Origin of the sequence: Mycobacterium sp. IS-1264, from assembly GCF_001954195.1 — a bacterium.
Lineage (GTDB): Bacteria > Actinomycetota > Actinomycetes > Mycobacteriales > Mycobacteriaceae > Mycobacterium.
In genome coordinates, this window is the sequence record NZ_MBES01000008.1 from 1 (window position 1) to 14,956 (window position 14,956).

Here is a 14,956-nt window from a genome sequence, read left to right on the forward strand (position 1 = left end):
TTTGTCGGCGAATTTCGACCAGTACGTCTCGCGGTACCGATCCGGGTCGCCCCAGATGCCGCGCAGCATCCCCGGCCCGGTCGTTATCGTGAACGCCCCGCCACCGGTCGTCTGGGTGCCGGTTCAGCCACCGCAGCAACCGTCGCCGCCTTCGCCGCCGAAGCTGCCACCGCCGCCGTCACCGAAACTGCCTACGCCCCCGAAGCTGACACCGCTGCCGCCACCGCCGTCGCTGTGCCTGCCCCCCCATCACCTTGTGCAGGGCGTCTGCCAGTGAGGCCGACTCGTGGGAAGAGGCCGGGACTTGATCCCGGCCTCACCCGCTTTCCCGTCGACGAGCTGGAATTTTCTCGTGCCATTTCACCCGCGTGCGCGCACACTTATTCGCAGCGCCGGTCCTTTCAGCACCGGCACCGGCACCTCATGGTTGGGGAAGCGACGTGACAACCGCACTGTCCAATTGGGACATCGTCAGCGATGCGGAGTTGGCCCGCGCGGCGGCGACGGGTGATCGAGGCGCGTTTGCCATGATTTATGACCGTTACGCCGACCGGCTCCACGACTTCTGTGTGGGCATGGTCCGCGACCGCGACGCCGCCGCCGACTGCGTGCAAGACGTGTTCTGTGCCGCGGCGACCCAGCTGCCCAAACTGCGTGAGCCCGACCGGCTGCGCCCCTGGCTGTATGCCATTGCCCGCAACGAAGCCCTGCGCTGCATCCGGAACCGCCGTCGCGAGCAAGCCTCCGATGAACTGCCGGAGGCCGCGTCGCACGAAGCCGGCCCGGACACCCTGGCCGCGCGCAACGAGCTGGCCGACCTGATCGCTGAGGCCGCGGGTGGGCTCGTCGACCGCGACCGCACCGTCTTGGAGCTGGCCTACCGCCACGGCCTCGACGGACCAGAGCTGGCCGAAGCACTGGAGGTCAGCCCCGGCACCGCCAACAAGATGGTGTCGCGGCTGCGCAGCACCATCGAAACGTCGCTCGGTGCGCTGCTGGTGGCCCGACGCGCCCAACACACCGCCGACAAGTGCCCTGAGCTGCGCACGATCCTGGAGGGTTGGGATGGACGGTTCAGCGTGCTGATGCGCAAACGCATCAGCCGCCACATCGAGTCCTGCCCGACCTGCGATGAGGAACGCCGCCGCCTGGTCAGCCCGGCCGCGCTACTCGGCGCCCCGGTGTTCATCCCCGCCCCCGCCTGGCTGAGGGACCAGACACTGGACAAGGTCCGGCTGACCTCCGCGGGCCACAGGCTCACCACGGATACGGACGCCGACAGCCCCACCCTGTCCCATTGCGCCGCGGACGCACCGACCATGGCGTCGCCGGTAGCCGCCACAGCGTCGGACGACGAGGGCTACTTCGACAACGCCGAACCGCGGCGAGCTCGGCGGATCATCCCGTGGATCGCGTTGTTCGCCGCCGCCTTCTTCGCCGCGCTGGGGCTGGCTTTCACTTTCCTGTACCACCACAAGACCGCCGTCACGCCGACCGAGATGACTGGGACCGCGCCCGCGCCCATGAAACCGGCAGCGCCGCCGAGCGCCGCGACTATCCCCGCTAACCCAGCACCACCCCCGGCGCCGGCAGTAACTGTGCCTCCGGCTTTTACGCCCGCACCCGTCCAGCCGCCGGCAGCCACGGTCCCCCCACCGATACTCACCGCCCAGCCTCCGGTCGTACCCCCACCGATCGTTCCACCGGTGGTGCCGCCCCCACCGATCTTGGCGCCGCCGCCGGTCGTAGTGCTGCCGCCACCCATCGTCGTGCCGCCGCCACCCGTCGTGGTGACGCCGCCGCCGGTGGTGACGCCGCCGCCGGTCCGGGTTACACCCCCGAGGGGTCCCGTTTCTTCCGTCCCGGTGATTCCACCGCCCTTGGTTCCCACCCACTCCGCCCCGTCGCCACCGCCCGTCATCCGGTGACCCCGTACGTGGCGCGCAGGTAGCCCTGTGCGGCACTATTGGGAGCGTTGTCATCCGTGGAAAGGCTCGCGGGAGTTAGCTTGGTTCAAGATCTCAGCACCCAGACGGTGACTGAATAGATGCTGGCTCGCAGGCACCCCTATTTCGCATATGGGTCGAATCTGTGCGTCAACCAGATGGCGCTGCGCTGTCCGGACGCCGCCGATCCGCGACCGGCGATCCTGTCCGACCACGACTGGCTGATCAACGAGCGCGGGGTAGCCACTGTCGAGCCGTTTACCGGTAACCAGGTGCACGGGGTGCTCTGGCAGATCTCCGATCACGACCTGGCCACCCTGGACAGCGCCGAAGGCGTGCCGGTGCGCTACCGCCGCGACCGGCTCACCGTAACGACCAACGACGGGCCCGCACCGGCCTGGGTCTACATCGATGACCGGGTGACTCCGGGTCCGCCGCGGCCCGGCTACCTGCCGCGGATCATCGACGGCGCGCTGCACCACGGGCTTCCGCAACGCTGGATCGACTTCCTGCACCGCTGGGACCCAACACGCTGGCCTCGCCCGGCATCCGCGAGACCACGTTCTGGCCCTGGGCCACAGTCACTTTCAGCGTTGTTGAACGAGCCCGGCGTGATCGAGTCCAGCCAGCTGCGGTCGCGTTTCGGTTTCCTTGCCATCCACGGCGGCGGCCTGGAGCAGATGACCGACGTCATTGCCGAACGCGCCGCCGAGGCCGCCGACGCGTCGGCGTATGTGGTGCGCCATCCCGACCACTACCCGCATCACCTGCCGTCGGTCATGTTCCAGCCCGGCGAATCCACCCGACTGGCCGAGTTTCTCGATCATGTCGACGTCGCGGTGTCGTTGCACGGCTACGGCCGCATCGGTCGCAGCACCCAGCTGCTGGCCGGCGGGCGCAATCGAGAGCTGGCCGCCCACCTGGCGCGGCACATCCGGCTGACGGGCTATCAGGTCGTCACCGATCTCGACGACATCCCGCACGAACTGCGAGGCCTACATCCGGACAACCCGGTCAACCGGGCGCGCAACGGCGGAACACAACTGGAGCTGTCCGTTCGCGTCAGGGGCCTGAGCCCGCGCAGCCCGCTGCCGGGTCCCGACGGCTTGTCGCCGGTCACCACCGCCCTGGTGCAGGGCTTGGCTGCGGCGGCGCGCGCCTGGTAATTGTCCTCAGCTGGTTGAACGGAGGTTGTTGGTGGCCAAAGATTTTCGCTTTTCGATGAGCATGCGGTTCTTCAAGTCCCGCGAGAAATTGGTGGACAAGGCGAAGCGAGCCGAAGACCTCGGCTACGACATTCTGTGCGTGCCCGACCATCTCGGTGCGGCGGCACCGTGCCCGACGCTGACCGCGGTCGCGATGGTGACGACGCGGTTGCGGCTGAGCATGTATGTGCTCAATGCCGCCTTCTACAAGCCGGCCCTGCTGAGCAGGGACCTGCAGGCGGTGGAGGTGCTCAGTGACGGGCGCCTCGAGATCGGGCTCGGAACCGGCTATGTCAAGGAAGAATTCGAGGCCGCGGAGCTGCCCTACCCGAGTGCCGGAGCGCGGGTCGACTACCTCGAACACATGACGACCTATCTGAAGGAACACCATCCGACGACGCCAATCCTGATCGCCGGCAACGGCGATCGCGTGCTGACCCTGGCCGCACGGCACGCGGACATCATCGGGCTGACCGGCGCCAGGGTCCGAGACGTCGACGACCCGCTTGCCGAACGCATCGAGTTCGTGCGCAACGCCGCGGGCGATCGGTTTGATCAGCTGGAGCTGAACATGGTGATCACGGCGATGCCGCCCGAGGGAGAGACCGCGCCCGACCTGCGAATGACCCGTCAGTACGCGCCGGACCTCTCCGATGAGCAATTGCTGTCCATGACGTCGGTGCTCAGCGGGTCGCCCCAAGAGATGGCCGACACGCTGTCCGGGCTGCGTGAAAAGTACGGCCTGACGTCCTTCACGGTCCAGGACAACAACCTCGACGCGTTCGCCAAGGTCATCGCGGAGCTGCGCTGACGTTCGCAGCCCGCGGTCTGCGTGCCGGTTGCCGGTAAGCTCAGCCCGTCCGCCCCCGTAGCTCAGGGGATAGAGCACGGCTCTCCTAAAGCCGGTGTCGCAGGTTCGAATCCTGCCGGGGGCACAAGCGAGTGCGGTCACGCGTTCGGCGCGACGGGTTTGGCCCAGGCCGCCGAGGTAATCAGTCAGCTTCGGGGAGAAGCGGATTCGCGCCAGGTCTCAGATCCGCGGATCGGTCTAACGCAGGCGATGGGCGGCGGCGCGCCCTGCGTCGTTGCAGTGTTTGGTCGATGATCTCGGCTTTCAGGTGTTGTTGATGTAGGACGGGCGGAGGAATCGCTCCACTATGGCGCGTTCGGTAGCGGGGTCCTTCAGCGGCCAGCACCACAGCGCGAGGAAGACGCGGATCAGCCATTGCGCGGCCAGCGGGTCGGGGTGGTCCTGGCCGAGCATTTCGGAGGCAAAGGCGGCAACGACTGGTGAGGTAGTGAGCCACTCGCTGCCCGGCGCCAATTGCATTGACTGCATGAGCTGAACCAAGGGATCTGAATGCATGCGTTGCAGGGCAAGGATGGTGGCGGTCACCACCCGGTCCGGTCCGGTGAGGTCCTTGATCGCGTCGCGCACCGTGTCGACGATCCGGTTCGCCTGAATGGCGACAACGGCGTCACGGATGGCCGCCTTGCCGCCGGCATGCCGGTAGATCGTCGCCGGTGAGCAATGGACCTTGGCGGCCAAGGCCTCGATGGTGAAGGCGTCGTATCCGACGTGGGAAATGAGGTCGGCGGCCGCAGCGTAGATCCGTTCGGCGGCCTCGCCGCGGCGATCCCGTCCCAGCAGCCAATCGTTCTGTGGCATCTGAAAGTGCTCCCGAGCTGCGGTGCGCTGAAAAATTTCTCTCAGGTTGAGATTTTTTGCACGTTTTTCTCAGCATAACCCGCTGGTGGTGTGGTGCAGGCGATTGGAGGGGCGTGGGTAGTGCGACCAGGCGTTTATCAACCTTGGTAGCCACCATTGACGCTGCTCACGGCCTCTTCCAGCCTGAAAGGATGACCGTCTTGGCTAATCCGATCCAGTTCTTCGGCGCCGAGGCTCTGCAAGATCCGTATCCGCTTTACGACCGTATGCGCGCCGAGGCGCCGGTGCACCGCATCGGTAACTCGGAGTTCTACGCTGTGTGCGGCTGGGATGCGGTGATCGATGCGGTCAACCGGGTCGAGGACTTCTCGTCCAACCTCAGCGCGACCATGGTCTACCACGAGGATGGGACGGTCGCCCCGTTCCCAATGATCGAGGCTGGAAGTCCCGGCCACGCCTTGGCCACCGCCGACGATCCGGCACACGCGATGCACCGCAAAATCCTGCTGCCGCATCTGTCCGCGAAACGCGTCCGCATCATCGAAGAATTCGCGAGCCACGTCGCCGAGCACCTCTGGGACGAGAATCTGCACGAGGGGCGCATCGAGTGGATGAGCGCGATGGCCAACCGCCTGCCCATGATGGTGGTCGCCAAGCTGCTGGGCCTGCCCGACACCGATGTCGACAATCTCATTCGGCTGGGCTTCGCCACCACCACGCTGCTCGATGGTGTCGTCACGGCCGCGCAGCTCGAGGCGGCAGGAGCCGCGGCATTCGAACTGTCGGGTTACGTCTTGGAACATTTTGAAAACGCAAGTGCCCTACCTGAATCCGGCCTGATTCCCGACATGGCCGCACGCTACGCCTCGGGCGAGGTGGACCAGACCGTGGCATTGGGCATCATGCTCACCCTGTTCAGCGCCGCCGGCGAATCCACGGCTTCCTTGCTGGGCAGCGCCGCGTGGATTCTCGCCGACCGTCCAGAGATCCAAAAGCAGGTGCGGGAGAACCCCGAATTGTTGAACGCCTTCATCGAAGAGGCGCTCCGCTACGAGGCACCGTTCCGGGGGCATTACCGGCACGTATGGCGCGACACGACCCTCGGCGGAGTCGACGTGCCCGCCAACGCTCACCTACTGCTGATGTGGGGAGCGGCGAACCGCGACCCGGCACACTTCGACGCGCCAAACGAATTCCGTCTTGATCGCATCGGTGCCAAAGGCCACGTGACATTCGGCAAGGGCGTGCACTTCTGTATCGGCGCTGCGCTGGCACGACTCGAGGCCCAGATCGTATTTCGGACGCTGTTGGAACGCTCCACCTGGATCGAGGCGACCGACGTCGGAGAGTGGTTGCCCAGCATCCTCGTCCGGCGCCTAAATCGTCTTGAGTTGGCCGTCCAATAGGTTGGGTTACTCAGCCGATTGCGCCGCTGTCTTTGAGCGCGACAACAGGTCTGGCAGCCCGCGTGCCGCGAAGAGGAAATCCCCCTCTCCCGGGTGCTACTACGAGTACACAATCAGGCGGCAATCCATCGTGGTCGTGCGCCCAAAGGGCCTCAGCATCAAGGCGTTTCACAATACGTGCGCCAACGGCGGGATGAAGATCGTACGCGGCAGCGGCTGCTCAGAAGGCAAGGTGATGGTCAGGCCAGGGGCATCGAGCACGTCACCCATGATCCACCATTCGCTACGTCCGATTGACAGATGCGGCCAAGTCACGGCATGCCTGCTCGCAGCTACGACAGACTTCCGCACAGATGCGGCAATGAACGTGATGTTCTGCGTGCCGGGCACATTCCTCCCCGCTTGCCTTGCATGCGGTTATACACGCCTCTAGCGCTGCTTTGGTGAGATTGGGGTCGTAACCCGTTTGGCGCGACAATACGCGGCTCGTCGTTGCGCAGATGTCAGCGCAATCTAGGCACGTGCGTATGCATTTGGTGAGGTGATCGACATCGTCTTCGCTAAGACACGCGTCGGCGCAGGCGGTGCAGGCCTGGTCACACTCGGCGCACGCGTCGATAGCTGCGGTTAGCTTTACCCGGTCGATCTGTCCCAATGGGTGGGGATGGCTTTCTAGCATCTTGCTTGTAGTGCTCATTGGTCGTGCTCCTGTTCGGTTGTGAAAGCGAGGGCAGGCTGGCGCGATTGGGTTAACTTAAGTCCCATTCAAATATCTCCAAATGCGACGGCTGGAGTTTGCGTCGATCCAGTCGACGTATCGAGTGGCGAAGATGGTGGCGTTCTCGTCGGGCGCCAGGGTGTGATCGTCGATCACCGCACCGAAGTATGGGGCCTGGGCGTCAGTCACGACCCGACGTTGATCACCAATCGCAGCAAGGCCCATACGGACAAAGTCATCCATTCCGATTGCTTCGGGTCCAGCGATCTCCGTAACTCCGTTGATCGGGGGCCCGACAGCCGCGCGTGCGACGGCGGTAGCGACATCGTCGGCCGCGATAGGACGGAACAACGCGTGTGGCAGCCTGACAATATCTCCGTCGGTCGCGGAATCGGCCAAGCCAACCGCGAATTCATAGAACGGAGTTGCCCGCACGATCGAATAGGGCCGGCCTGACTCCCTGATCAGGTTTTCCTGAGCTGCTTTCGCGGTGTTGTAGCCGCTATCCGGCATGACCTGCGAGCCCACGACCGACAACGCGACATGGTGTTTGACTCCCGCGTGCTGTTCAGCAGACAGAAGATTCGTGGTCGCGGTCGTGAAGAAGTGCATCACGGGTTCATCGTCGAACAGTGGTGAATCGGCGACGTCGACCAGGACATCCGCACCGGCGACGGCGTTGGCGAGGCCTTCACCGGTGAGTGAATTGACACCCGATCGGCGGGAAGCGGGGAGCACGTCGTGTCCCTGCGCGCTGAGTTTGGACGCTACTTTCGAACCGATCAGCCCACGCCCGCCAATGACTACGATCTTCATGATGAACCCTTCAGAGTTGCTCTGGTCACTTCGGTTTCGTGCTTTCGCCGAAATTTCTTGGGCATGCCGGGATTTCGACACGGCCTCCGCAAGCGGGCCGGCCATCCACCCGGTTGTGGTCGTACCGAGATTGCCGCCACGCGGGGTGAGCTGTCATCACCCCAACCACCAGTTCACCCGGGTGAGTTATGCGCCGCCATGAACCCAAGCGTGGATGGATAAAGCTGCGCGGGCGCAGTGTCGACCGTTTGCGGCGTTGTGTCAATGCCGAAACGACTACTGCGGAGGGGATGGTCCCGTCGCGATCGAGGGGCTGCTGGCCAGGGCCGGTTGCACACCGGGCCGGTCGCGGCACAACGCCGCAACGTCACAGGGCACAGGTTGGCACCCGGCAGGGGGATTGGTTATCAACAGGGCGGCACACAACGCGCCCAGGGCGAACAGTGCGGCGCTCACCTCTAGCACGTGGGCTAATCCGGCGGCGCTCGCCGTGCCAACGCTAATCAGGCCTATTGACCCGATCGATATCAGCGCGGCCAGCCGCGAGACGGCGTTGTTAATCGCCGACGCAAGGCCGTTGTATTCAGTCGGGACCGAGGCCAGTGTCACCGACGTCAGCGGTGTGATAGTCGCGACCAGCCCGAAGGCCAGCACCGTCATCCCGGGGACGAGATCGGGGATCGCGTGAAATCCGTGAGGTTTTGGGCGGATCAGCAGCAGCCCGATCCCCGCCAACGCGGGGCCGGCGATCAGGAACGCACGTGGTCCAACGCGGCCGGCGAAGCGACCGACTTGACGCGCGAAAACGAACGACAGCACGGGGATCGGCAGGGTGGTCAGTCCGGTTGCCGTGGCCGAGTAGCCGCCGATCTCTTGGGTGTAGAGGGTGATGGCGAGCGACCCCAGTGTCAACGCGCCGTAGACGAACACGGTGACAAGATTGGCGGCAGCGAAATTGCGAAATGTGAACAACGGCAATGGAAGCATCGGGCACCGGCTGCGGCGCTGCCAGTACACGAAGCCGGTCAGTGCGGCAATCCCGATCACCGATGGCGTGATGACTATTGGGTCGGTCCAGCCGTAGTGCTGCGATTCGATTAACGCATACGCGGGCGCGGCCAGCCCCATCGCCGACAGGGCCACCCCGGCGGTATCGACACGGGCGCCTGCGACCCGCCTCGACATCGGGCACAGCCAGAACGTCAGTGCATACCCGGTCGCCATTGGAATCGCTGACAACACGAAAATCCAACGCCAGCCTAGGAAATCGACGCACATTCCGCCCAGCAGGGGGCCCAACGCGAAGGCGGTTCCCGTCCATCCGGTCCAGACGCCAATGGCCGCAGACTGGTGTGCTTTGTCGAACACTGTATTGATCAACGCCAGCGAGCCAGGCACGAGGAACGCCGCACCCAGGCCCTGGACAAAACGCGCGGTGATCAGCATTGCCGGTGAGGTGGCAACCGCCGCCAGAACCGAGCCGGCCCCGAAAGCCAACAGCCCGAACCGCATCACCGGAACGCGCCCGTAGAGATCCGAGATGGACCCGCCAGGGAGAATCGCAGCCGCCGTCGCCAGCAGGTAGCCGTCGACGATCCATTGCTGCAAGGCCAGGCCGCCGCCGAGATCGTGCTCGATGGCCGGCAGAGCCAGGTTGGTCACGGTGGAGTCGAGGAACGCAACCATCGACACCAGCACTGCGACCACCATCGCGCGGCTGGTCGGTGCCGCGTCGCGCAACGTCACTGCGGGGGCCGTTCGGCACTTGACGACGACGGCGCGCCAGAATAGTTGCGTGTGATGGTCATTCGCTCACAACCGCGGGCGTTCTTTCCCGTAGACAACCGGATCCTTTCGCACCCCGACGACGGCGACGTCGGTGTCGAAGCGGCGGGCGCTCATCTTGGCACTCGGATCGCTCACGCCGGCACGATGGCCATGACTTCAACTTCCACGCGGATGTTGGGCCACACCAGTCCGTCGATGATGCTGAACATGGCGGCGGGCTCGTGGCGGATGACCTCTTTGCTCACCGCCAAGTAGGCGAACGCATTGTCACGGCTGGTGACCCATTGGCGCATGTAGACAATGTCGGTGAGCTTGGCACCGGCCTTGCCGAGCGCCCTTTCGACGTTGGCCCAGCACTGCCGGGCCTCGTCGGTGAAGTCCTCGGGCACGGTGCCGTCTTCGCGCAGCCCAGGCGTGCCCGACACGAAAATCTGTGTGCCACCGCCACCGGATACGGCAACGGCGTCGGCGTATTTGCCGATGTGAGCGGCCACGCCCGTGTGGATCGGGGTAATGGTGGTCATCTCGAGACTCCTTGTTGAGGGCGGTTTTTCGGGGTGCGATGGCAATTTCGTCAGATGCCTTTCGTGACGACCACTCCGCTGGGCTCGTGGCCTGCCACGACGTCGGCGAGGGCGCCGGCAGCCTGATCCAGACCGCAGGAACGCGGGGTGGGCATGCTCAATCGACGGGAGGAGAGTAGGGCCGTGAGGCGGTCGAGTTGAGCGCGGTCGGAACGGACGTAAACCGCGGTCACGCTGATGCCGCGGGTGGCCGCAGGGGGGTCTGGGGTAATGGTGGCAAGCCGGCCGCCGTCGGCAAGCGCGGTCATCGCAGCAGTAGCGCCCCCAGGGGCGGCGTTGGCGACCGCGGTGATGGAGTCGTTCGCCAACGCCCTTGCCTGCTGTGGCCACATCGGATCGCGGTAATCGATCACGTCGCGGGCGCCATACCCCCGGACTCGGTCGGAGCTGCGGGGGCTGGCGGTGGCGAGCACATCGATGCCCCGCAAAGCGGCCAGCTGAACGATGAGCCCGCCCGTGATTCCACCCGCACCATTGACGAGCAACGTCTCTCCACCGTGAAGGGCCAGCGCCTCGGCGACCACCTGCTCGGCAGTCAACGCGGGCACCGGAAAGATCGCTGCGATCTCCCACGAAATCGCAGGCGGTTTGCGAGCGAGCGACCCGACGGGTGCGATCAAAAACGGCGCCCACGTGCCCTGGTCGCGCAGCGGCACGGGGTGGCACAGCACCTCATCGCCCACAGTGAATCCGTTTGGGCGGTCGCCAACGGCCTCGATGACACCGGTAGCCTCGACGCCGAGCGCCAGCGGAGGCCTGGTGCCAACATCCCAGCCGCCGGTCCGAATGATGTTGTCCCAGTTGCCAACCCCGGCGCCGCGAACGTCGATGAGAACCTCGTCGCCTGCCAACGGCCGCGGATCGTCCACTTCCAGCATCTCCACCTTGCCACCGAATGCGCGAACCCCCGCTACGAGCATGGTCATAGCGAGACGACCGGCGAGTCGTAGGTCATTGCGGCTCCTCTCAGCTGCTGCCCCGCGCTTTTCAGTAATGGGGCAAGTTCGGACTCTTGGGCGAGTAGCAGATCCCAGATCTGATTGACCGTCGGATGTGGCGCGACAGCATGGCGTAGGAGACTGACTGGGACCTTTGCGACGATAGCCAGGGTGGCCGCTTGAACCAGTTCCGAGAACTCCGGGCCGACAAATGTCGCTCCGAGCAGTGTGTTGGTCTCGGCGTTAATGACCAACTTCGCCCATCCTTGGAATTCATCCCTGAAAAGGGCCAGGAATGACAGGGTGCCGGGGTAACGGGCAGTTCGCGTCCGTACCACGAATCCTTCTGCTCGGGCCTGACTTTCCGTGCGCCCCGCAGTGGCTACTTGTGGCTCAGTGAAGATAACCTGCGCGAGATTGCCCGCATCACGGGCAGCCAGCTCGCTCCCGGACAGTTCTCGCCCCGCGGCGCGGGCCGTGATGATGTCGGCCACCACATGGCCGTGGTAGGTGGAGATGTGGGACAGCCGAGCACGCCCGGTGGTATCTCCCAAGGCGTAGAGCCAATCGCCTGTGACGCCGACCGCCTGGAGATGGTCATTCACAGAAACAAACCCGCCGCATGGCAGGCCAACGGTTTCCAGTCCGATGTTGTCGGTGTTAGTGCGCCGCCCGGCGGCCAGGACGATCTCGTCTACCTCGATGGTCAGGTCGTGGAAAGTGGCAGTGACGGGCCCGCCCGCTACCGGGCGTGCTACGGCCGACAACTCCGTCTCAAAGTGAATCGTGACGCCTTTGCTTCGCAGTGACTGCGCGACCAGGTCGCGGGCTTCGGGTTCGCAGTGGGGAAGCAGGGTGTCCCCACGCACCAGAAGCGTTACCGCTGAGCCCAAACCGGTCAGGATGGTCGCGAACTCGACACCGACGGGCCCGCCACCCGCCACCAGCGCGCGAGGTGGCACTTTTGTCATGGTCGTTAGGTCCCGATTGGTCCACGGGCATGCTTGTGCCAACCCAGGGATCTCGGGCACGTTAGGACGAGTGCCGGTGGCCAGCACGACCGCGTGGCGTGCCTCCAAGACGGCGTCGGTGTTATCGCCACCGGCCACGCGCACAGTCCGCTGGCCGCTCAACTGGCCGAAGCCATGAAAAACCGCTACACCGGCTTGCCGCAGTGATGCTGTTCGGTCTTGGTCCGAGAGGTGCTCGATGATCTCGTCGCGTTTCGCGAAGACGGCTGCAACGTCCAGTCCGTCGCACGAAATAGCTTCTCGCACACCAGGAACTGCCTTTGCGAGATTGAACACCTCGATCGGGCGAAGCAGTGTTTTGCTCGGATTGCAGCCCCAGTAATGGCACTCTCCACCGACCAGTCGATCCTCAACAAGCGCTACGGAAAGGCCGACGGACGCAAGCTTCCGCACCGCGGCCACACCGCCCACCCCGCCGCCCACGACAACCACGTCGAAGTCTTTGCCAGCTTTCATCGGTTACTTCCAATGATTGGCAAAGTTGGCCTGCAGCATCGCCAATCGGCATGCTTCGAGTTCGCGAACTCGATAAGGGGCCGGTGGGGTGTGGTCTCAGTCGTGTGTGGTGGCCGCGATGTTGTGCCAAGTATCGCGTAGGCCGCGGCTGCGCTTGCTGCGGAGAAGACACTGTAGCTAAGCGGCGATTCCATACCGAGGGATATAGCCATCGCAGTCCCAAATACTATGAGCAGCAAGCAAGTCGCCGCGCCGACCAGTTTTGGCCGCCAGCCGGCCAGAAGCAAGATTCCCAATGTCGCTTCGGCGGCGGTGGCAGCCCACACAATGGCGGTTAGTAACCATCCAGAAGCAAACGGAACAAGCTGGTGGGCATATCCGGCGAAGGCCCTCATGCTCCCCCAGCTACCCTGCCCCAACGTCTTCCACCAGCCGAATCGGTCGGCAACAGCGGACAGAAAGGCTGCGGCAAGCGACAAGCGTAGTGCGATCCGGACAGTCCGGATGGCGCTTGGTCCCCTGAGTCGTATTACGGACATAGACAAGTTCTTCAAATTGCCGAACGGTGCGAACATCTCGCATCGCTAACGCAGCGGTTCATTTTCTCGCGTTGTCGGCCATGGTGAGTGGGCCGTCTCCGGTATCAAGCAGGAACACTGCGAGTAATTCAGCGGGTTCGGTGGCGCTGGCATTTTCACTGATCGTGTGGTGCGCGCCGGGCGCTTCACTCCACGTCTCACCGGCGTGATAGACGCGTGCAGGCTCACCCTCGACTTGGCTGCGGATCGCTCCGGAGATCACGTATGCCATGATGAACGCCGACTTCGCGTGGTGGTGAGCTCCGCTCTTAGCTGCGGGCGGATAGCTGACGGTCACTGCTTCAATTGACTTGCCCGGAACATTAGAAGGTTGGTTGAAAACTGGGCGGACAGACGGGGTTTGATCCGAATTCTCTGGCGCCGGCTCAGCGTGAGCCGTCGGCGCGAGCAGAAACGCAATAGCCAGTGCGGCGAGCGGTAGTCTTAGGACCATTTGTTAGCTGCCTTTCCTTACCAGTCTTCGGCTACGCGCAGGATCGTCTTGCCAGTCATGCGCTTGTCGGGCGCGAATGCGGTAGGAGCTTCGGCGAGTGGTAGCACAGCGCCAATGACCGGCTTGAGGCGCCCATCCCGAACTCGCGTGGCGAGGTCCGCGAGCTGCCCGCGATCGGCTTCGACAAGGAAGAAAACTGCCCGTCCGTCGTTCGGCTGGGTCTTCGGCGGCTCGGCGATGGTGACCAGTGTTCCGCCAGCCCGCACCAGAGCCGCCGATCGGGCGAGGATCTCTCCGCCGATCACGTCGAACACCACGTCTACTTCGCCTGCGTCCTCGAGCTTTTCGGTTTCAAGGTCGAGAAAGGTGTGGACGCCGAGCTCCCCCGCACGCTGACGGTCTGTGGTTCGACCGGTGCCGATGACGCGCGCACCGACCTCGCGAGCGAGCTGGACCGCGATCGACCCAACCCCACCCGTGGCGCCGTGGATCAGAACCGTTTGTCCGGCGGCAAGGCGGCCATGATCGAACAGTCCCTGCCAGGCAGCCAATCCAGAGATCGGCAACGCCGCAGCCACTGTGTGGTCGATGTCCATCGGCAGCGGGGCGAGATTACGGGCTTCTACGGCGGTGTACTCCGCGAGCGTGCCGTTGCGGGCCCAGTCGGCGAGCCCGAACACCCGCTGGCCGACGCTCAAAAGGGTTGTGCCGTACCCTAACTCAACCACGACCCCTGACAGCTCGTGCCCGGGCACGCTCGGTGTCCGGTCGCGACCCGCACGGTCGATCCAGGTGTGCGGCCAGTCAAGCTCCCCGCGTGTGAAACCCGCGGCGTGTACCCGCACGACGACGTCGTTGTCGGCCGCCTGGGGGTAGGGCAGGTCAGTGAGGGACAGGCCGGCGACACCGGCGTCACGATCTGAAACAGTGATGGCTTGCATTACAGGCCCTTCCTGATGTGGGTTGTGGTTGTCGTGAGGTCAGCACCGGGGTGCGGTTGTAAGCTGACGAGCTCAAGGCCGAGATCACGGACTCGGTCGAGAAGTCCGTAAAGCTGTGACTGGTCGTGGATTTCGCCAGTGAACACGGTTTCGGTCGCACCGGCCTCGAAGCGCATTCCTTCCAACGCGCACCCGAGCCGCTCGGTCAAGCGGCCTCGAATGCAGATCTGGTACATCGTCGACTGCACTTACCCTCCGCTCCCAGCCGTTGAGCCAGCATTCATCGCCGCGGGGTGAGTCGTCATCACCCGGCGAGCCGATTCACCCGGGTGAGTGCAGAGGCGTCACCAGGCGGATCGGCGGGAATTCGGGGTGGACCAGCGCCTTTGATTGGCTCAGGGTCCACGTCTTCACACCCGTGCGCCC

The 14,956-nt window shown here is 64.5% G+C and carries 16 protein-coding genes and 1 tRNA gene; 6 read left to right on the forward strand and 11 right to left on the reverse strand.

What is annotated here, in order from left to right; translation table 11 throughout:
* The 5 genes from A5744_RS24770 to A5744_RS01440 all read left to right on the forward strand — a co-directional run.
* The coding region (locus A5744_RS24770; protein ID WP_205866276.1) for a hypothetical protein at positions 1 to 277 on the forward strand (277 nt) is incomplete at its 5' end.
* A 163-nt stretch (positions 278 to 440) separates the two neighbouring features.
* Positions 441 to 1,928: a sigma-70 family RNA polymerase sigma factor gene (locus tag A5744_RS24775; protein ID WP_076057827.1), complete on the forward strand. Its 1,488-nt coding sequence runs from the start codon at positions 441 to 443 to the stop codon at positions 1,926 to 1,928.
* Positions 1,929 to 2,047: 119 nt separating this feature from the next.
* On the forward strand, positions 2,048 to 3,112 hold the full coding sequence (locus A5744_RS01430) for a poly-gamma-glutamate hydrolase family protein (RefSeq protein ID WP_076057828.1): 1,065 nt from the start codon (positions 2,048 to 2,050) through the stop codon (positions 3,110 to 3,112).
* Positions 3,113 to 3,137: 25 nt separating this feature from the next.
* Complete coding sequence (locus tag A5744_RS01435; protein WP_083679168.1) at positions 3,138 to 3,962, forward strand: LLM class F420-dependent oxidoreductase; 825 nt, start codon at positions 3,138 to 3,140, stop codon at positions 3,960 to 3,962.
* A gap of 51 nt (positions 3,963 to 4,013) precedes the next feature.
* Positions 4,014 to 4,086: transfer RNA gene (locus A5744_RS01440), tRNA-Arg, on the forward strand.
* Between the two features lie 179 nt (positions 4,087 to 4,265).
* Here the strand turns inward: A5744_RS01440 and A5744_RS01445 are convergent.
* Complete coding sequence (locus tag A5744_RS01445) at positions 4,266 to 4,820, reverse strand: TetR/AcrR family transcriptional regulator (RefSeq protein WP_076057830.1); 555 nt, start codon at positions 4,818 to 4,820, stop codon at positions 4,266 to 4,268.
* 191 nt (positions 4,821 to 5,011) lie between these two features.
* Here A5744_RS01445 and A5744_RS01450 point away from each other — a divergent pair, with 191 nt between their 5' ends.
* Positions 5,012 to 6,226, forward strand: coding sequence for a cytochrome P450 (locus A5744_RS01450; protein ID WP_076057831.1), 1,215 nt, complete (start codon positions 5,012 to 5,014; stop codon positions 6,224 to 6,226).
* A gap of 283 nt (positions 6,227 to 6,509) precedes the next feature.
* Here A5744_RS01450 and A5744_RS01455 read toward each other — a convergent pair whose 3' ends face one another.
* The 10 genes from A5744_RS01455 to A5744_RS01500 form a co-directional block, all read right to left on the reverse strand.
* Positions 6,510 to 6,923, reverse strand: a complete 414-nt coding sequence (locus A5744_RS01455) for a four-helix bundle copper-binding protein (protein WP_076057832.1) — start codon at positions 6,921 to 6,923, stop codon at positions 6,510 to 6,512.
* Between the two features lie 57 nt (positions 6,924 to 6,980).
* Complete coding sequence (locus A5744_RS01460; RefSeq protein ID WP_076057833.1) at positions 6,981 to 7,760, reverse strand: SDR family oxidoreductase; 780 nt, start codon at positions 7,758 to 7,760, stop codon at positions 6,981 to 6,983.
* A gap of 276 nt (positions 7,761 to 8,036) precedes the next feature.
* Positions 8,037 to 9,506 carry an MFS transporter gene (locus tag A5744_RS01465; protein ID WP_240562924.1) on the reverse strand — a complete coding sequence of 490 codons (1,470 nt, stop codon included), beginning with the start codon at positions 9,504 to 9,506 and terminating at the stop codon, positions 8,037 to 8,039.
* A 173-nt stretch (positions 9,507 to 9,679) separates the two neighbouring features.
* Positions 9,680 to 10,072 carry a Rid family hydrolase gene (locus A5744_RS01470; protein WP_076057834.1) on the reverse strand — a complete coding sequence of 131 codons (393 nt, stop codon included), beginning with the start codon at positions 10,070 to 10,072 and terminating at the stop codon, positions 9,680 to 9,682.
* 50 nt (positions 10,073 to 10,122) lie between these two features.
* On the reverse strand, positions 10,123 to 11,058 hold the full coding sequence (locus A5744_RS01475) for an NADP-dependent oxidoreductase (RefSeq protein WP_076057835.1): 936 nt from the start codon (positions 11,056 to 11,058) through the stop codon (positions 10,123 to 10,125).
* Positions 11,055 to 12,557, reverse strand: coding sequence for an NAD(P)/FAD-dependent oxidoreductase (locus A5744_RS01480; RefSeq protein WP_076057836.1), 1,503 nt, complete (start codon positions 12,555 to 12,557; stop codon positions 11,055 to 11,057). Before A5744_RS01480 ends, A5744_RS01475 begins: the two co-directional genes overlap by 4 nt.
* The gene (locus tag A5744_RS01485; RefSeq protein WP_240562929.1) at positions 12,554 to 13,096 is read right to left on the reverse strand and encodes a hypothetical protein; all 543 of its coding nucleotides are present in this window, start codon (positions 13,094 to 13,096) and stop codon (positions 12,554 to 12,556) included. The genes A5744_RS01480 and A5744_RS01485 overlap by 4 nt, the downstream gene beginning before the upstream one ends.
* 58 nt (positions 13,097 to 13,154) lie before the next feature.
* Positions 13,155 to 13,589, reverse strand: coding sequence for a cupin domain-containing protein (locus A5744_RS01490; RefSeq protein WP_076057837.1), 435 nt, complete (start codon positions 13,587 to 13,589; stop codon positions 13,155 to 13,157).
* Between the two features lie 17 nt (positions 13,590 to 13,606).
* Positions 13,607 to 14,530, reverse strand: coding sequence for an NADP-dependent oxidoreductase (locus A5744_RS01495; protein WP_076057838.1), 924 nt, complete (start codon positions 14,528 to 14,530; stop codon positions 13,607 to 13,609).
* On the reverse strand, positions 14,530 to 14,778 hold the full coding sequence (locus A5744_RS01500; RefSeq protein ID WP_076057839.1) for a hypothetical protein: 249 nt from the start codon (positions 14,776 to 14,778) through the stop codon (positions 14,530 to 14,532). Before A5744_RS01500 ends, A5744_RS01495 begins: the two co-directional genes overlap by 1 nt.
* Between the last annotated feature and the right edge of the window lie 178 nt (positions 14,779 to 14,956).